The 17,323-nt window shown below is 73.9% G+C and carries 18 protein-coding genes; 11 read left to right on the forward strand and 7 right to left on the reverse strand.

From position 1 onward, the window contains the following. The first annotated feature begins 142 nt into the window (after nt 1-142). Complete coding sequence (locus AC3ANS_RS01895; protein ID WP_488294479.1) at nt 143-1,174, forward strand: alpha/beta hydrolase; 1,032 nt, start codon at nt 143-145, stop codon at nt 1,172-1,174. 606 nt (nt 1,175-1,780) lie between these two features. On the opposite strand, the gene AC3ANS_RS01900 is transcribed toward AC3ANS_RS01895, so the two are convergent. Together AC3ANS_RS01900 and AC3ANS_RS01905 are read right to left on the reverse strand one after the other, a co-directional pair. After that, nucleotides 1,781-4,516 carry a hypothetical protein gene (locus AC3ANS_RS01900; RefSeq protein ID WP_488294480.1) on the reverse strand — a complete coding sequence of 912 codons (2,736 nt, stop codon included), beginning with the start codon at nt 4,514-4,516 and terminating at the stop codon, nt 1,781-1,783. 207 nt (nt 4,517-4,723) lie between these two features. Further along, a complete protein-coding gene (locus tag AC3ANS_RS01905) occupies nt 4,724-5,080 on the reverse strand; it encodes a DsrE family protein (RefSeq protein WP_488294481.1) in 357 nt (118 codons plus the stop codon). 23 nt (nt 5,081-5,103) lie between these two features. Between AC3ANS_RS01905 and AC3ANS_RS01910 the strand changes: the two genes are divergently transcribed. The 6 genes from AC3ANS_RS01910 (at nt 5,104) to AC3ANS_RS01935 (ending at nt 11,349) form a co-directional block, all read left to right on the forward strand. Further along, the gene (locus AC3ANS_RS01910; RefSeq protein ID WP_488294482.1) at nt 5,104-5,598 is read left to right on the forward strand and encodes a heme-binding beta-barrel domain-containing protein; all 495 of its coding nucleotides are present in this window, start codon (nt 5,104-5,106) and stop codon (nt 5,596-5,598) included. Between the two features lie 10 nt (nt 5,599-5,608). Then, a complete protein-coding gene (locus AC3ANS_RS01915) occupies nt 5,609-6,031 on the forward strand; it encodes a Fur family transcriptional regulator (protein WP_488294483.1) in 423 nt (140 codons plus the stop codon). Nucleotides 6,032-6,080: 49 nt separating this feature from the next. Then, entirely contained in the window at nt 6,081-7,049 is a 969-nt protein-coding gene (ygfZ, locus tag AC3ANS_RS01920) for a CAF17-like 4Fe-4S cluster assembly/insertion protein YgfZ (protein WP_488294484.1), read from the forward strand. Between the two features lie 99 nt (nt 7,050-7,148). Continuing rightward, on the forward strand, nt 7,149-8,717 hold the full coding sequence (locus tag AC3ANS_RS01925) for a DUF1800 domain-containing protein (protein WP_488294485.1): 1,569 nt from the start codon (nt 7,149-7,151) through the stop codon (nt 8,715-8,717). A 44-nt stretch (nt 8,718-8,761) separates the two neighbouring features. Then, a complete protein-coding gene (locus AC3ANS_RS01930; protein WP_488294486.1) occupies nt 8,762-10,054 on the forward strand; it encodes a DUF1501 domain-containing protein in 1,293 nt (430 codons plus the stop codon). A 110-nt stretch (nt 10,055-10,164) separates the two neighbouring features. Then, nucleotides 10,165-11,349, forward strand: coding sequence for an acyltransferase family protein (locus tag AC3ANS_RS01935; RefSeq protein ID WP_488294487.1), 1,185 nt, complete (start codon nt 10,165-10,167; stop codon nt 11,347-11,349). Between the two features lie 10 nt (nt 11,350-11,359). Here the strand turns inward: AC3ANS_RS01935 and mshD are convergent, their stop codons facing one another. Together mshD and AC3ANS_RS01945 are read right to left on the reverse strand one after the other, a co-directional pair. After that, nucleotides 11,360-12,172 carry a mycothiol synthase gene (gene mshD / locus AC3ANS_RS01940; RefSeq protein WP_488294488.1) on the reverse strand — a complete coding sequence of 271 codons (813 nt, stop codon included), beginning with the start codon at nt 12,170-12,172 and terminating at the stop codon, nt 11,360-11,362. Between the two features lie 29 nt (nt 12,173-12,201). Next, the gene (locus AC3ANS_RS01945; RefSeq protein ID WP_488294489.1) at nt 12,202-13,452 is read right to left on the reverse strand and encodes an HNH endonuclease signature motif containing protein; all 1,251 of its coding nucleotides are present in this window, start codon (nt 13,450-13,452) and stop codon (nt 12,202-12,204) included. A gap of 477 nt (nt 13,453-13,929) precedes the next feature. Between AC3ANS_RS01945 and AC3ANS_RS01950 the strand changes: the two genes are divergently transcribed. Further along, on the forward strand, nt 13,930-14,127 hold the full coding sequence (locus tag AC3ANS_RS01950) for a hypothetical protein (protein WP_488294490.1): 198 nt from the start codon (nt 13,930-13,932) through the stop codon (nt 14,125-14,127). A 17-nt stretch (nt 14,128-14,144) separates the two neighbouring features. Here the strand turns inward: AC3ANS_RS01950 and AC3ANS_RS01955 are convergent, their stop codons facing one another. Continuing rightward, nucleotides 14,145-14,885: a response regulator transcription factor gene (locus AC3ANS_RS01955; protein ID WP_488294491.1), complete on the reverse strand. Its 741-nt coding sequence runs from the start codon at nt 14,883-14,885 to the stop codon at nt 14,145-14,147. 87 nt (nt 14,886-14,972) lie between these two features. Here AC3ANS_RS01955 and AC3ANS_RS01960 point away from each other — a divergent pair, with 87 nt between their 5' ends. Beyond that, complete coding sequence (locus AC3ANS_RS01960) at nt 14,973-15,275, forward strand: MoaD/ThiS family protein (RefSeq protein ID WP_488294492.1); 303 nt, start codon at nt 14,973-14,975, stop codon at nt 15,273-15,275. Between the two features lie 56 nt (nt 15,276-15,331). Here the strand turns inward: AC3ANS_RS01960 and AC3ANS_RS01965 are convergent, their stop codons facing one another. Next, nucleotides 15,332-15,763, reverse strand: coding sequence for an Hsp20/alpha crystallin family protein (locus AC3ANS_RS01965; protein WP_488294493.1), 432 nt, complete (start codon nt 15,761-15,763; stop codon nt 15,332-15,334). Nucleotides 15,764-15,941: 178 nt separating this feature from the next. Between AC3ANS_RS01965 and AC3ANS_RS01970 the strand changes: the two genes are divergently transcribed. Continuing rightward, nucleotides 15,942-16,232, forward strand: coding sequence for a MerR family transcriptional regulator (locus AC3ANS_RS01970; RefSeq protein ID WP_488294494.1), 291 nt, complete (start codon nt 15,942-15,944; stop codon nt 16,230-16,232). On the opposite strand, the gene AC3ANS_RS01975 is transcribed toward AC3ANS_RS01970, so the two are convergent. Then, the gene (locus AC3ANS_RS01975) at nt 16,209-16,670 is read right to left on the reverse strand and encodes a VanZ family protein (RefSeq protein ID WP_488294495.1); all 462 of its coding nucleotides are present in this window, start codon (nt 16,668-16,670) and stop codon (nt 16,209-16,211) included. The genes AC3ANS_RS01970 and AC3ANS_RS01975 overlap by 24 nt on opposite strands. A gap of 58 nt (nt 16,671-16,728) precedes the next feature. On the opposite strand from AC3ANS_RS01975, the gene AC3ANS_RS01980 reads away from it, so the two are divergent. Beyond that, nucleotides 16,729-17,259: a thioredoxin family protein gene (locus AC3ANS_RS01980; RefSeq protein ID WP_488294496.1), complete on the forward strand. Its 531-nt coding sequence runs from the start codon at nt 16,729-16,731 to the stop codon at nt 17,257-17,259. Nucleotides 17,260-17,323 lie beyond the last annotated feature (64 nt).

The following is a 17,323-nucleotide window of genomic DNA, read 5'->3' on the forward strand; positions in this document are numbered from 1 at the left end:
GTACGGCGGCTCCACCTCGAAGGACTCCTCCGGGACGTCCTCCCCGTGACTGGAGGCCCGGTTGTCCAGAGTGTTCGGCGGCAGGCTCTCCAGACTCATGTCGGCCAGTCTCGCATCCCGGGGTGAACGGTAGGTTGCGCTCGTGACCTTCCGCGAGCGTCTCGAGACCTTCGTCAAAGGGCTGGGCCTGCGCCTGGCGCTGGGGCTGCCCGAGGGGGTGCAGCGCCTGTTGGCCGGTCGCGCCGTGGTCCGCGACGGCCAGACCCTGGCCGTCGACACCCAGCTGATGCTGCGGATGCAGCGGCTGGTGCGCGAGCCGGGCGCCGAGACGCTGCCGATCCCCGAGGGCCGGGCCGCGATCCTGCGCCACGCCGGGATGACCGCCGGCCGCCAGACGATCGGCGTCGCGCGCGATCTGGTGGTCGCCGGCCGGCCCGCCCGCCTCTACACGCCCACCACAGCGAGCGTGCCCGGCCCGCTGCTGCTGTTCTTCCACGGCGGCGGGTTCATGTACGGCGACCTGGACTCCCACGACGCCTCCTGCCGGTTCCTGGCCGAGCGGTCGGGGGTGCGGGTGCTGGCCGTGGACTACCGGATGGGCCCCGAGGAGCCGTTCCCCGCGGCGTACGACGACGCGCTGGCCGCGCACCGCTGGCTGGTCGACCACGCGGCCGAGGTGGGCGCCGACCCGGCCCGCCTGGCGGTCGGCGGCGACTCCGCGGGCGGCAACCTGGCCGCGGTCGTCGCGATCGAGGCGGCCCGCGCCGGCCTGCCGCTGGCGTTCCAGCTGCTCGTCTACCCGGCCACCGACGCGGTCCGCGAGACCGAGAGCGCGGAGCTGTTCGCCGACGGGTTCTACCTCACCAAGGCGTTCATGGACCTCGCCAACGAGTGCTACATCGGCGCCGGCGACCCCCGCGACCCCCGGGTCTCGCCGTTGTACGCCGACCTCCCGCCCGGGCTGGCCCCGGCGTACGTCGCCACCGCGGGCTTCGACCCCCTGCGCGACGAGGGCGAGGCCTACGCCCGCCACCTGGCCGACGCGGGCGTGCACGTGGAGCTGCGCCGCTTCACCGACCAGATCCACGGGTTCTTCAACATCGTCGGTGCCGGCCGCTCCAGCCGCGCCGCCAACGCCGAGATCGCGGTCAAGCTCAAGGCCGCGCTGACCTGACGCCCCCCGTGCGTGACCGTCGTTGGTCGAGCAGCGAGCGCCAGCGAGCGTCGTCGAGACCTCCGCGGGGAGGGCAGGGCGGTGGGTGCACGGGTGGTCGTGGGTGGGTTGGCTGCGGGGATCTCGACGGGCGCTCAGGCCCGGGGGGCCTTCGCTGCTCGATCCACGGTGGCCACGGACAGTGCGGTGGATCGGATCAAGCAGGCAGCCCGTGCGGCCACGTCGGCGAGCGCGGCGGATCACGCCGTCCTGCTCCTGCAGCAGCCGCGCCAGCTCGTCCATCGGACCATGGTGGGTCGATCACCGGACCCGCGCGACCGAGGAGGACGGGCCCTGCGGAGACGGGCTCAGGAGGCGTGGAAGCGGCTGCGGCACTGGCACGCCCAGCCGTGCTCGGTGGGCTCGCCGCAGGTCGCCCGCACGGGTTTGCCCCGCACGCGCCGCAACATCCGATGTGCCGTCCCGACCGGAGTCCTCCGTGTGTGCCCACACCGCACGCACGCAGAACCCTCCCCCGAGGAGTTCATGGACCCATGGTGCGCGCTCTCGACCCCCGGCGGGTCCGTATCCGTCGATTGTTCACCGCCCGGTACGGTCCGCGACCGGTCAGCGCCCGCGGAACAGCCCGCGCTTGTGGCTCTGCAGCTCCAACAGCTCGGCGCGCACGTGGTCGAGCTCCACCGCCAGGGAGCGGGCCTTCTCCTCGGCCTCGGCCCGCTCGCGCATGGCGTCCTCGGCGATCTCGGCCTGCCGGCGTACGGCGGCCTCCACGGCGCTGCGGTCCAGGGCCCGCTGCTCGGCAGCGGTCTCGGCCTCGGCCCGCAGGCGGGCCTGCTCGGCGGCGGCCTGCTCGGCCGCGGTGCGCGCCTCGAGCGCTTCGCGGAGCTCGACCAGCGCCTCCTGCAGCCGCTCGTCGGCCAGCTGCCGCTGGGCGTCGGACCGGGCGGCGGACTCGGCGTACGCACGGGCCTGCTCCTCGGCCGCGGCCCGCTGCTCGGCGGCCTCGGCGGCGGCCCGCTCGGCGGCGGCGCGGGCCTCGGCGTGCTCGCGCGCAGCGGCGTCGGCGGCGGCCCGGGCCTCGTGGGCCTCCTGAGCCTGGGCCGCCTGCTGCTCCGCGCGCTGGTGGGCACCGGTCTGGTCGGTGGCGGCGCGCGCGGCCGCCTCGGCCTGCTCCTGGGCGCGCATCTCGGCGTCGGCACGGGCGGCCTGGGCCGACTCGGCTCGGGTCTCGGCGTCGCGGGCGGCCTGCTCCGCGGTCTCGCGCTCGGCGTGGGCGGCGTGGGCGGCAGCGGCCTGTGCCCGGGAGGCCTCCTCGGCGGCCTCGCGTGCGGCGGCGGCCTCGGCAGCGGCGGTCTCCGCGGCCAGTCGGGCCTCGTGCGCCTCGCGGGCCCGGTCGGCGTGGATGCGGGCGTTCTCGTCGGCGGCGATCCGCGCCTCGTGGGCGGTGCGCAGGGCCTCGGCCAGCTCGGCGGCGGTGTGGTGCGCGGCCTCCTCGGCGGCGGCGGCCTGGGCGGCTGCCGCAGCCTGCTCGCGGGCGGCGTCCTCGGCAGCGAGCCGGGCCGCCTGGGCGGACTCGGCCTCCGAAGCACGGCTCTGGGCGGCCTGCTCGGCGGAGAGCCGGGCGGCGTGCGCCTCGTCGGCCAACCGAGCGTGCTCGGCGGCGGACGCGTCCGCGGCGGCCCGCGCCTCGGCCTGCTGCTGTGCGGTGGCCTCCGCGGTGGCGCGAGCGGCGGCCTGCTCGGCGGCAGCCTGCTCGGCGGCGGTCCGGGCCTCGGTGGAGGTCCGCACGAACTCCTCGTGCGCCTGGGTCGCCGCGGCCAGCTGGTGGCCGACCTCGGCGGCCGCGGCCTCGGCGGCCTGCCGGTCGGCGTGTGCCTGCCGGGCGGTCTCGGCAGCCTCCTGGGCAGCGCGATCGGCGGCCTCGCGGGCGGCTGCGGCGGCCGTGGCGGCCTCCGCCTGCACGCGCGCGACGTCCTCGGCCTCCAGACGCGCGGTGTGAGCGGCCTCGGCGAGCCGGACCTGTTCGGCGGCGGCCTCCTCGGCCGCGGCGCGCGCGGTGGCCTGCTCGGCCGCGGTCGACTCCGCGGCGGCGCGAGCAGTCGCCTGCTCGGCTGCCTGCTGCTCGGCCGCGGTCAGTGCCTCGGTCGCCGTAGCCAGCTCGGCCGCGAGCTCCTCGGCGCGCGCGTCGGCGGCCTGGCGGTCGGCGTGTGCCTGGCGAGCGGCTTCGGCGGCCTCCTGGGCGGCGCGGTCGGCGGCCTGGCGGGCGGCTGCGGCGGCCGTGGCGGCCTCCGCCTGCACGCGCGCGACGTCCTCGGCCTCCAGACGCGCGGTGTGCGCGGCCTCGGCGAGCCGGACCTGCTCGGCGGCGGCCTCCTCGGCCTCGGCGCGTGCGGTGGCCTGCTCGGCCGCGGTCGTCTCCGCGGCGGCCCGAGCGTCGGCCGCGGCGGCGGCGCGCTCCTCGGCAGCCGCGCGGGCCTGAGCACCGGCCGCGAGCCGCTCCTCGTGCTGGCGAGCGAGCTCCGTGAGGCGCTGCTCGTACGCCGTCGCCTGGGCCTCGGCGCGCTCGATCGCGCCGTGCTCGGCGTTGCGCCGCTGCTCGATGACCTCGCCGATCCTGTCGGCCAGGGTCTGGGCGGTCGCCTCGGCGGCGGTGCGCTCCTCGTGGGCCGCACGGGCCCCCTCGGCGGCCTCGGTGGCGGCTCGTTCGGCCGCCAGTCGGGCCTCGGTCGCGGCGGCGACCGCCTCGACCTGGACGCGCAGTGCCTCTTCGGCCTCCTCGCGGGCGGCGCCGGCGGCCTCGGCGCGGGCCTCGGCGGCCCGGGCGGCCTCCTCGGCGGCGGTGCGGTCGACGGTCTGCTGGACGGCTGCCTGCTCGGCGGCCAGCCGCAGGGCGGTGACGACCTTGGCCGCCTCCATCAGCTTGCGGGTGCCCTCCTCGGCCGCCTGCCGGCCGGCGACGGCGGCGGTCGCTGCCTCCTCGAGGCGGGTGCGCTCGGCCGCGTGGGCGGCACCCTCCTCCTCGGCGGCGCGGCGGGCGGCGTGGGCCTCCTGCGCGGCGGCGGCGTGCTCGGCGGCCCGCTGGTCGGCCTCGGCGCGCGCCAGAGCGGCGTCGCGGGCGGCCTCCTCGGCGACCAGGCGCTCAGCGGCCTGCTCGGCGGCGGCCTGCTCGGCCCGGCGGCGCAGCTCGGCGGTGCGCTCGATCGCGGCCTCCAGCTCGGCGGGGGTGCGCGCCGGAGCGGGGCCGGGCGCGCTCGCGCCCTGCTCGTCCGGCGGGGTCTCGCCGTAGGCCTGGTCCTGCTTGCGCTGCCACCACCGTGTGGGGCTGGGATCGTTCGCGTCCATCACCCGGGAGCCTAGTGGCCATCGACGTCGGTTCGCCGGGGTTCCCGCCGCCCAGGCACGCACATCGCTGCGTTGACAGCGCTCGGGAGACCCCGGTCTGCCAGCGCGCCGCCGCCTTGCGCTGCACGCACCTGGACGACGGCCACCCTCGGCGGACCTCGGCCGATGGCCACGCGGGGTTGCTGAGGCAGATGTGGTGCCGAATGCTCAGTAGACCAGCGCCTGCACCTCGGGCGCGAGCACTTCCTCGACGTACGCCGCCGCCCCGGCGATCCGCACCCCCTCCAGCAGGTCGTCCTGGGTGAGCTCGCGCCGGGCCGCGCACTGGGTGCACACCGTCACCCGGCCGCCCGCGACGACCGCCGCCACCAGGTCGGTCGCGGGGCTGGCCTGCGGCAGCGCGAACCCACCTCGTCCGGCTCCCAGCCACGCCGCTTCACCGGTCAGCCACAGGCTCACCTCGGCCCCCGCGCTCAGCGCCGTGGCCGCGACCGTGAGCCCCTGGTTCGCCCGCTCGGGGTCGTCCGCGCCGCAGGTGACCTTGACGACCAGTGGGCGTGGCATGTCGCCCACCCTAGAGTGTGACCATGCCGTTCGAGCTCCCCGACAACCTCCACCCCGACTGCGGCCCCGTGGCCTGGATGCTGGGCCGCTGGGGCGGTCGCGGACACGGCGACTACCCGACGATCGACAAGTTCGAGTTCGGGCAGGAGCTGGTCTTCACCCACGACGGGCGCCCGTTCTTCCACTACTTCTCGCGCTCCTGGATCGTCGACGAGAACGGCGAGAAGGTGCGCGAGGCCGCGCAGGAGTCCGGCTTCCTGCGGTGCCGTCCCGAGGGCAAGGTCGAGCTCCTGCTCTCGCACAACATCGGGTACGTCGAGGTCTGGCACGGCGAGGCCGCCGACGGCAAGCTCGACCTGGCGACCGACGCCGTGGTGCGCACCGAGTCCGCCAAGGAGTACACCGCGGGCAAGCGGCTCTACGGCAACGTCGAGGGCGACCTGCTCTACGCCTACGACATGGCCGCGATGGGCGAGGCCCTCCAGCCGCACCTGTGGGCGAGGCTGGTCAGGCAATGAGCCCGGTCCAGTGAGCGACGAGCTCGCAGCCAAGCTGCGGGAGCAGGGCTACCGGCTCACCCCGCAGCGTCAGCTGGTGCTGCGAGCGGTCGAGAAGCTGGGCCACGCCACCCCCGACGAGGTGCTCGCCGAGGTCCACGCGCAGTCCAGCGCGGTCAACGTCTCCACGATCTACCGCACGCTGGAGGTCCTCGAGGAGCTCGGCCTGGTGCGCCACGCTCACCTGTCCGACCGCGCGCCGACGTACCACTCGGTGAGCGACCACGAGCACTTCCACCTGGTCTGCCGGAATTGCCACCGGGTCGTCTCGGTTGACCCGGAGGTGGTCGCGCCGCTGGCCGAGCGGCTGGAGCACGAACAGGGGTTCGTGATCGACGTCGGCCACCTGGCGGTCTTCGGCCGCTGCACAGATTGCGACGAGCTCGGTGGTTGAGGCGCGAGGAGCGCCAGCGACGAGCCTCGAAACCACCCCACGAGGAGAGATGACGATGCGAAGCCCGCTGCTCGACCTGCCCGGCGCGGTCGCCGGAGACGGGATCGACCGTGACGTGGCCGCCCACTACGGCTCGTTCAACGGCGAGCAGCGCACGCTCGAGTCGGGTCAGGGCTTCGTCGACCTCTCCCACCGTGACGTCGTCCGCGTCTCCGGTCCCGACCGGCTGACCTGGCTGCACTCGCTGACCACCCAGCACCTGGAGGCTCTGCCGGCGAAGGTGTGGACGGGTGTGCTGATCCTCAGCCCCCAGGGCCACGTCGAGCACGCGTTCTTCGGGTACGACGACGGCCTCGGCGACGAGGGAGCGTTCACCGCGCACACCGAGCCCGGGGCGGGCGCCGCGCTGGTGGAGTTCCTGGACCGGATGCGGTTCATGATGCGCGTCGAGGTCGCCGACGTGACCGCCGAGCTGGCCACCACCTGGCGGCCCTCCGCCACCGCCGAGGGGCCCTACGCCGGCTACGAGATCATCCCGCGCGACCAGCTCACGACGTACGCCGAAGCCGCGGGGCCGGCGTGCGGGCTGTGGGCGTTCGAGGCGCTGCGGATCGCGCGCGGCGAGCCGCGCCTGGGGCTGGACACCGACCACCGCACGATCCCCAACGAGGCCGGCTGGATCGGCCCGGCCGTCCACCTCGACAAGGGCTGCTACCGCGGCCAGGAGACCGTGGCGCGCGTGCACACGCTGGGCCGCCCGCCGCGGCGGCTGACGCTGCTGCACCTGGACGGCTCGGAGAACCGGCTGCCCCCGGTCGGCGCCGACCTCCTGCTGGGCGACAAGGTGGTGGGCTTCGTCGGCACCTCGGCGCGTCACCACGAGCTCGGCCCGATCGCGCTGGCGATGGTCAAGCGCAACGTGCCCCTCGACGCGACCCTGGCCGTCGACGGCATGCCCGCCGCCCAGGAGGTCCTCGTCGACCCCGAGGTCGGCCTGCACGTGCGCCCTCTGCGCTGAGGCCCGCGAGCCCGACCGTTCAGGTGCCACAGAGGCCGGCCGATACGTAGACTCGCCGCACTCTCCTCGTGGATGTCTCGGTCTCGGAAGGCTCGTCCCTTGTCTGCTTCTCGCTCCAGCGCGCCCGCGCGCACCCGCCGCCAGACGCTGCTCACCGCCGGCACGGCGGCGGCGGTCGCCGGTGGTGTCGCGCTCGAGCCGGCCGGGGCCGCCCAGGCCGCCACGGGATTCACCCCGGGCCGCTACCCCAAGACCCTGCTGCTGCCCACGCAGTCACGGCACCTGGTCAACCGCTTCAGCTACGGCCTCACCCCGGCGCTGGCCGCCCAGGTGAGCAAGCTCGGTGGCGGACAGGCGTGGTTCGCGCGGCAGATCGCCACGGCCGCCCCCGGCCGCGCCGACGGCCCCGACTGGTGGGAGTCGCTGCACTGGGACCCGGTGACGGTCTACGACAACAACCGCACCGGCGTACGCAGCGGCTGGCTGGTGATGGACGACTACCGGCGCCGGACGCTGATGCGCCGGATGGTGTCCTCCCAGCAGGTGCTCGAGGTGATGACGGAGTTCTGGGAGAACCACTTCCACGTGCCGCTCAACGCCGACAACGTCTACATGCTGCGGGTCGGCTACGGCGACACGATCCGCAGCCGGGCGCTGGGCCGGTTCGCGGACCTCCTGCCCGCCGCGGTCCTGCACCCGGCGATGCTGATCTACCTCAACGGCGCGGTGAGCACCAAGGACCACCCCAACGAGAACCTCGCCCGGGAGCTGCTGGAGCTGCACACGGTCGGCGTCGGCCACTACAGCGAGAACGACGTCAAGGACACCGCCCGGCTGCTCACCGGCTGGTGGGTCGACATGTGGAAGTCGTGGGAGCGGTTCTTCCGCACCGACCTGCACTCCCGCGGCATGGTCCGGATCCTCGGTTTCAGGGACGCGAACACCGACTCGTACGGCGTGCCCTCGACCCAGCGGTTCCTGTCCTACCTCGCGCGGCACCCGGCCACCGCCCGGCACCTGGCCGACAAGCTGGTGCTGGCCTTCGTGTCGGAGGTGCCGCAGCCGGCCCTGTCCAAGAGGCTGGCGAAGGTCTACCTGGACCACGACACCCGGATCAAGCCGGTGCTGCAGGCGCTGGTGGCCTCGAAGGAGTTCCAGGGGGCAGTCGACGCCAAGCTGCGCGACGGCGACGACGACGTGATCGCGTCCTACCGCGCCCTCGGGATCCAGGTCGAGCAGTCCACCGCCTCCGACGCGGCCCTCAGCGTGCTCAGCGACCAGGTCGGCTCGCTCGGCCTGGGCCTGCTGTCGTGGCCGCGGCCCGATGGCCAGCCGCTCGACAACGCCTCGTGGGCCTCGCCGACGCGGGTGATGGCCTCGATGTCGCTGCACTGGAACCTCGCGAACCGGTGGTGGCCCAAGACCGGCATGGTCCGGCCCGCGTCCGTCGACTGGGTGCCCGAGCCCACGATGGCCTTCCGCGACCTGGTCGACCACCTCAGCCGTCGGGTGCTGCAGCGCGGCTCGACCGCCACCCTGCTCGAGGCCTGCTGCGCGGTGACCGGCCTGACCCCCGACGCCCAGGTGGTCCGCGAGACGTTCTCCGACAGCACGTGCGGCCGGCTCCTCGGCACGCTCCTCGACTCGCCGCAGTTCTACCGCCGCTGATCCCGCTGATCCCGCTGATCCCCATGGACCCGAGGACGACTCCCATGCGCTCCACCAGCTCTCCCGACAGCTGCCCCGACGGCTGTGCCGACCACGCTCGTGCCCTGACCTCCCGCCGGGGGCTGCTGCGCGGCCTGGCCGCCGGCGGCGCCACGATGGCGTTCGGCTCCACGATGGTGACGATGTCGGGCGCGTCCGCGGCCGCACCCGGATCCCGTACGGCGCCCGCACCGGCGTCCTCGGTCCTGGTGGTCGTGTCGCTGCGGGGCGCCGCCGACGGCCTGTCGCTGGTGGTGCCGCACGGTGACCCGGCCTACTACGCGGGCCGCCCGACGATCGCGGTGCCGCGCGAGGCGCTGCTGGGGCGCGACGACTACTTCGGCCTGCACCCGGCGCTCGAGCCGCTGCTGCCGCTGTGGACCGCTGGCCGGCTGGCGGCCGTCAACGCCACCGGGCTGCCGGTCGCGAACCGCTCGCACTTCGCGGCGATGGAGGAGGTGGAGGAGGCCGCGCCGGGCTCCTCGACGCGCAGCGGTTGGCTCAACCGACTGGTCGGCGGCGGGTCCGAGCACAACACCCTCGAGGCGGTCGCGCTGGGCGGGTCGATCCCGACGGCGCTGGTCGGGCCGGAGTCGGTGATGGCGATGTCGAACATCAAGGCCGCGGGCCTGAGCGGGGTGTCGAACCTCAACGATCCCAACGACCCCCGGATGCGGGCGCTGCGCATCCAGTGGGCGCAGGCGTCCGGCGAGATCGGCGACGGCTTCCGGGCCGCGATGGACGCCGTCGTCGACCTGGGCCCGGCGAAGGCCGCCGCCGACAACACCGCGAGCTATCCGGCGACCAGTCTCGGCCGGGCGCTGTCCTCGGTGGCACGGACGCTGCGCGGGGACGTCGGCGTCTCGGTCGTGACGGTCGACTCCGGCAACTGGGACATGCACGTCGGCCTCGGCACCGCGACCTCGGGCTGGATGGTCAACAACGCCAAGGACCTCGCCGGCTCGATCGCGGCGTTCTTCGGCGACCTCGGCCCGGTGGCCGACAAGGTCACGCTGGTGACGATCAGCGAGTTCGGGCGGCGGGTGCAGGAGAACGGCACCAAGGGTCTCGACCACGGCTGGGGCAACGTGATGTTCGTGGCCGGCGCCGGGGTCAAGGGCGGCCGCTACTACGGCACCTGGCCGGGCCTGGCCAACACGCTGGACGCCGACGTCCCGGTCACCACCGACTACCGGTCGGTGCTCGCCGACATCGTCACCACCCGCACCAGCGCGTCCGCGGCCGCGGTGTTCCCGGGGTTCAGCCCCGAGCCGATCGGGTTGATGAGCAGCCTCTGACCGTCTTCGTTGCCCAGGTCACGGATTGATAACGGGCCCAACGGGGAACGGTGCTCAGGTGGCGCCGACCGGCGCCGCGGAGAGCATCGGACGTCTCGGAGGGTGTCGGCGTGGGTCTCGAGCAGGGATCGCTGCAGCTGGCTGCCAGGCCGTCGGCGACCTCGACGCGGGCCCCGGCCCTCACCCGGGTCCCGGCTCTCGACGGGCTGCGCGCGCTGGCCATCGGCGTCGTCGTCGCGCTCCACGGCCACCTGGGCCCCTTCACCGGCGGCGAGATCGGCGTCGACCTCTTCCTCGTCCTGAGCGGCTACCTCATCACCACGCTGCTGCTCGCCGAGCGTGCGGCCACCGGGTCGATCCGGGTCGGCTCGTTCTACGTACGCCGGGCGCTGCGGCTCTATCCCGCCCTGCTGGTCCTGCTCGCCGCGCTCATCACGACCGCCGTCCTCGTGGACAACGGCGACCAGTTCGAGATCACCGGCAAGCTGCTGGTCTCGTGCGGCGTCGCGGCGGTGTACCTGACCGACTTCGCGGTCGGCTGGCACCTGTGGGACGGCTTCCACGACGACGCGCCCCTGCTGCACACCTGGTCGCTGTCCGTCGAGGAGCACTTCTACCTGCTCTGGGCACCGCTCCTCGCGGTACTGCTGAAGCGGATCAGCCTGGTCCAGCTGCGCCGCCTCCTGCTGGTCGCCACCGCGGCGATGGTGGCGTGGACCGCGGTGCTGGCCGGGACCCTGGCTGCCGACCGGGAGCGGCTCGTCTACGCCCCCGACACCCGCAGCCTCGGCCTGCTGGTCGGGTGCCTGATCGCCGTGACCGCGGCGATCGCCCCACGGCCCCTCCGGCTGCCCGCGGCCGTCCCATGGCTGGCGACCGGAGCGTTCCTGGCCCTGGCCACCGTCGACCTTCTCACCGACGGGGCCGGCCGCGGCTACCTGCTGGGGGTGGACCTGCTCGCCGCCGCGATGATCGTGGGGGCGCTCGACCGGGACTCGGCGTACTCCCGCTTCTGGTCCGCGCCCGCCCTGAGCGCCATCGGCGTCCGCGCGTACGGCATCTACCTGTGGCACTTCCCGGTCTTCCACTTCTTCAGCACCACGCGCCTTCCGGCCTGGGGAGAGGTCGAGCTGGACGCCGTCCGGCTGCTCGTCCTGGTGGTGCTCGTGGAGCTGTCCTACCGGGTCGTCGAGCTGCCCGCCCTCGCGATGCGACACCGGTTCACCCCGGCCCGGCGGGCCCCGAGCGCACCGGCCGCCGCCCGTCGAGACGGCCGTGAGTCCCTCTCCGCCTGACCGGTCGATCTCAGCGCCGGTACATCACGTGCGTGTCCCGCGCGGCGTGCGTGAACCCCAGTCGTGAGTAGACCGCGACCGCCGGGTCGTTGTCGGACTCGACGTACAACAGCACCTCGCCCACGCCGCGGCCGCCCAGGTGGTGCAGGCCGGCCAGGGTGAGCAACTTGCCGAGGCCGCGGCCCTGCGCGGCCGGATCGATGCCGACGACGTACACCTCGCCGAGTGCAGGGGAGTGCTGCTTGGTCCAGTGGAACCCCAGCACCCGCTCGCTCTCGCCGGCGCCCTCGGTCGCGAGCAGCAGCCCGGCGGGGTCGAACCACGGCTCGGCCATCCGCTCGGCCAGGTTGGCGGCGTCCATCGACCCCTGCTCCGGGTGGTGGGCGAACGCCGCGGCGTTGACGCGCAGCACCTCGTCGGCATCGCTGGGTCGATAGCCACGGATGCGTACGCCGTCGGGCTCGGTGAGCTCGGGCAACGGCTCGGTCATGGCCCGGCGCATCACCCACAGCTCGCGCACCCGCTCGAACCCGTGCTTGCGCGCCAGGGCGGCCGCCGCGGGGTGGTCGCCGTGCGACCAGGCGTTGAGCCGACCGGGCAGCGCAGCCAGCACGGAGGCGAGCAGCGACGTGCCGAGACCGCGTCCGCGCGCGTCGGGGTGCACGACCAGGCTCAGGTCGTGATCGATGACCAGCGCGAAGCCGCGGCCGCGCTCCCACCGGCGCGCGCGGTCGGGGTGGTGGCGCAGGGTCAGCCAGGTCGCTTCGTCGAGCGGCTCGGCTCCGTCGATCTCAGCCGCGGCAGCCGCGATGTCCTCGATCACGGCTCTGACTCTAGGGCCGCATGGTCGGCCTACGTCCGCCGGGAGAACCGGACGTCGCCGTTGGCGAGCCGCTCGACGCGGTAGCTGTCGTCGTGCACGCGTCGATGGTGGTGGTGGCAGAGAAGTACGCCGTCATCGAGATCGGTGCGCCCGCCCGAGGACCAGGGGAGCCAGTGGTGGGCCTCGCACCAGGTGCCGGGGATCTCGCAGCCCTCGGCGCGGCAGTGGCGATCGCGGAGCAGCAGCGCCTTGCGCTGGGCGGCGCTGAACAGCCGCTGCGTCCGGCCGAGGTCCAGCACCTCGGAGCGCCCGCCGAGGACGGCCGGCAGGAGCTTGGCGGTGCACGCGAGCCGGCGAGCCTCGCCGGCGGTGATGCGGACCTCGGGAGCGTCGCCGCCGGGGATGCCGGCCCCTCCGAGCAGCTCCGCGGTGTCGAGCTCGCGGCGCAGGCCCTCGAGGTCGATCGTGACGATCACCGTGGTCGCGTCACCGCCGTGCAGCGGCAGCCTGCCGGGGTCGATCGCCTCCAGCAGCTGGCAGAACGCCTCACCCAGCCGGCGTGGGTAGGGGAGCCGGTCCACCGGGTCGCGGTCGTCGAGGGCCTTGCGGGGGTTGGTGAAGGCTTCGAGGTACGTCGCGAGCCGGGTCGCGATCGCGTCGGGCACCAGCCCGCTGATGCGGGTGGTGCCGTCGCCGCACCGACGCAGACCCAGTCGGGTCTGGCGGTGCGCGCCGGCCTCGAGCGCCGCGAGCCGGCGGGCCTCGACCTCGTCGGCGAGCTCGGGTGCGACGACGTCGAGGATGCGGCGACCGAGCCGGGCCAGCTGGCGCGGGCTGAAGTCGGCGGCATGGCCGACCAGCACCTCCTCGGCGCGGGCCAGCACGTCGGCCGGGACTTCGCGCGGCAGCTCGCCGAGCACCTGCGCGATGACCTGGGCCTGCGCCACGGAGCAGGCACCGTCGCGCAGCGCCCGGGCGAGCACGGTCCAGCGCCGGTCGAGGGCGACGCCGAGCGCGAGCTCGGCGCGCGCGTCCTCGAACCGCACCTGGGCCCGCGCGGCCAGCCATGCGGCCGGGTCGTGCGCGGCGTCGGTCTCGGCCACGTCGCCGGCGTCGGCCAGGATGCGCATCCTCAGCTCGGACATCCGCGCGTCGAGCCGGGCCAGCTCGCAGAGGGCCGCGGCCTTGTCGTCGGTGGACATGAAGGTCGGGTTGACGTCCGCGACGGACTTCAGCGCCACGTCGATCGCGTGTGCGGCGTCGAGCACCGGATGCGTCATCGGACCTCCTTCCAGGGCAGCTGGCGACCCCACGTGTCGTGGTCGGTCGCCGCTCCTGGAGGCCCGTGCTCGAGCTATTACTCACCCTCGCGGCTGGCGCTCCCACCTGGCGCGCAAGGCCTTCGGAGAAGGTCGGCGTGGTGACGAAGCGCTTGCGCCGAGCCTACCGTCGTTGTCTAGACCAGTCAACCCCTCGGCGGGAGTCGCCAGGCCGCGCTGGCCAGGGCACGGGTGAGCGCGCGTGTCCGGCCACGCGCTCGGTTCCACCCCGACGTCGACGGTCGGAGCGAGGAGGTGCGGACCCCGGTGTCGGCGGCCGCACGGTCGGCGCCGTGATGTCCGCGGTCTGCTTGCTCACCGCGTCGGCGAGGTCACGCCCGCCTCCGGGCGCGGCGCCGCGGGCGACCTGTCGCTCGCCGTTAACGTGGCGTTGTGTCCGCTGGTGTGGATCGGTTGCGACGGGGGTATAACCCGCTCGTGACGATGATGTGGGGTCGCCGCCGTCGCCTCGACGCGCGGATCGCCGAGCTGAAGCTCGCGCTCGCCGCCCTCGGCGACGAGCCCTCCGACGCCATCGGCCGCTGGCGGCACCAGGAGGACCGGTGGCGGTTGGAGCGTGATCTCGACCGGCTGCTCACCCTCCGCCGCGGCGGCCACGAGTCGGTCCCCGCCTGAGGCGCGCGCCGAACCCCTCAGGCGTCCTGGTCGACCCGGGCGGTGTCGCGGGCGTCGGCGGCGACGGCCTTCTGGTCCTTGGCCGGCAGCACGAACCGGTACCCGACGTTGCGGACGGTGCCGATCAGCGTCTCGTTCTCGGGGCCGAGCTTGGCGCGGAGCCGGCGTACGTGCACGTCGACGGTGCGGGTGCCGCCGAAGTAGTCGTAGCCCCACACCTCCTGCAGCAGCTGCTGGCGGCTGAACACCCGACCGGGGTGCTGGGCGAGGAACTTGAGGAGCTCGAACTCCTTGAACGTCAGGTCCAGCGGCCGGCCGCCGACCTTGGCGGTGTACGTCGCGTCGTCGACGACCACCTCGCCCGAGCGGATCACGTGGGAGTCGGGGTCGTCGGCGTCGCGGCGGGCGGCGAGGCGCCCGATCGCGAGCTTGATGCGCGCCTCGAGCTCGGCCGGTCCGCAGGTGTGGATCACCACGTCGTCCATGCCCCAGTCGTGCAGCACGACCGCGAGCCCGCCCTCGGTGCAGATCAGCAGCACCGGTACGTCGGTGCCGGTGGTGCGGATCAGCCGGCACAGGTCGCGGGCGTGGGCGAGGTCCTGGCGGCCGTCGACGAGCAGCAGGTCGGAGTCGGGAGCCTCGAGGAGGGCGCTGCCCTCGGAGGGGAGGATCTTCACCTGGTGGCCCAGCAGCGACAGTGCGGGCAGCACCTCCGCGGACGGCTGGAGTGCGCTGGTGAGAAGCAGGAGCGTGCTCATGACTGGTCTCCTCCCGATGACGGGGCGGGGACCGAAACGCAACGCTGGGCTTCGGCCGGAATCCTTGGTGCGGAACAATACCGTCACATGGGCGCCGAGTTGGATCCTTCCAATCGAATTGAGACGGGCACCATCCACGTCCGCTACTGGGCCGCGGCCCGTTCGGCGGCCGGCGTCGCCGGTGACGACCTGGCGGTGGACGGTCCGGTCACCCTCGAGGAGGTGCTGCGCCGCGCGGTCGCCCTCCACCCCGGCACGCGCCTGCCCGACGTGCTGGCCATCTGCTCGACGCTGATCGGCGATCGCCCCGTGAACACCGAGGACCCGGGAGACGTCCTCGTGTCTCCCGGGTCCTCGGTGGAGTTCCTGCCGCCGTTCGCCGGCGGCTGATCGCCACGGCGGTTGAGGTGCGAGCGGAGCGAGCCTCGAAACCCCGTGCCGCCCGCTCAGGCCTCGATCGCGGTCCGCCCGCTGTCGGTCGAGCCGACCTGCACCTCGATCTTGCGCGGCTTGGCCTTCTCGGCGACCGGGACGACCAGGCGCAGCACGCCGTCGTCGTACGTCGCCTCGATGTGCTCGAGGTCGAGGTTGTCGCCGAGCACCAGCTGACGGCTGAACATGCCACGCGGACGCTCGGAGGCCAACGCCTCCCAGTCGCCGTTGCGGCCCACCCGCTCGGCGCGGACGGTCAGCACGTTGCGCTCGACATCGAGGTCGATGCTCTCCTTGCTGACGCCAGGGAGGTCGAACTCGATCACGAAGCGGTCGCCCTCACGCCACGCGTCCATCGGCATCACCGCAGGACGGTTGGTGGTGCCGAAGATCTGCTGGGTGAGCCGGTCGAAGTCACGGAACGGGTCCGTCGTGCGCAGCAACATCACATGTCCTCCTGGTTCTGATGGGTTCTGTCGAGGTCTGCGTGAGCCCTCACCTATATCAAGCGTTATAGGTTTCATATATTCCAAGTTCGAGGCAAAATCAAGGCCGGCCCGGTGGTCGAGGTGCGAGGAGCGCCAGCGACGAGCCTCGAGACCACCCCAGCGGAGAGGCGAGCGCATGACCGACCAGACCCGCGGCGTCTTCGCGATCTCGGTCGCGGCCGACATGGTGTCGATGCAGATCCAGAACCTGCGCGTCTACGAGCGCCGGGGCCTGGTCGACCCCGACCGCACTCCGGGCGGCTCGCGGCTCTACAGCCCCGACGACATCGACCGCCTCCACCGCATCCGCGAGCTGCTGGCCGACGGCCTCAACCTGGCCGGCATCGCCCACGTGCTGCGTCTGGAGGACCGGGTGCAGCGGCTCGAGGCCGAGGTCGGCCGGCTACGCCGTCGTCCGCCGGGCTAGCAGCCGGCGTACGACGTCCACGACCAGCGCGCCGCCCAGGCCGCCGAGGGTGTTGGCGACCACGTCGACGAACGTCGCGGACCGATCGGGCAGCAGCAACCCCTGCACGAGCTCGACGACCCCGGCGATCACGAACGCGTACGCCGTCCAGTCGCGCCAGGTCGTGCGCGGCCACACCAGCGAGCCCAGCGCCGAGACCGGCATCAGGATCAGCGCGTTGCACACGAACTCCCAGCGGGCGGGGTCGACCGCCCACGCGGGCGCCCCGAGCCGGTCGGCGAGCTCCGCGGTCCACGACGCGCCCGAGGACGGTACGGCGCCCGAGGGCACCAGCAGGATGAACGCGAGCGCGGCGGAGTACGCGACGAGCGCGACGACGAGCGTCTGTCTCGAGATCGCCTGTCTCGAGATCGCCTGTCTCGAGATCGCTGGGTGCACGGGGCAACCGTCTCAGGTGGGGTGGAATGCCGCCGTGGAATCGCTGGTTGCGCATGTCATGAGCCCTGGTGCCTGGATCGCGATCGCCGCGGTGGCCCTCGCGGTCGCCTTCGGCTCCTACCGCGCCCTCACCGACGGTCGCTTCCGCGGCACCCACCGCGTCCGCGACGCCGCCTCCGCGGATCCCACGGTGGTTGAGGTGCGAGGAGACCCGGCGACGGGCGACCCCACGGTGGTTGAGGTGCGAGGAGCGCCAGCGACGGACGATCCCGTCGCCACCACCTGGACCCACGTCACCGCAGCGATCCCGGAGGCGACGCTGGGGGAGCGGGCCACGCTGCTGCAGTTCTCCTCGGCGTTCTGCGCGCCGTGCCGCGCGACCCGGCGGACCCTGACCGAGGTCGCCGAGGTGGTCCCGGGTGTCGAGCACCTGGAGGTCGACGCGGAGCACCACCTCGAGCTGGTGCGCGCGCTGGGCGTGCTGCGCACCCCCACCACGCTGGTGCTGGATGCCGCCGGCCGCGAGGTGACCCGGGCGGCCGGCGCGCCTCGCAAGGAGCAGGTGCTCGCCGCTCTCGGCGGCGCCTGATGTCCGAGATGTGGACAGACGTCTTGCGGAGTGAGACGTGCCCTGGGAGGACGGCGGCCGCGGT

It is taken from the genome of Nocardia sp. 149-1B (assembly GCF_057747975.1).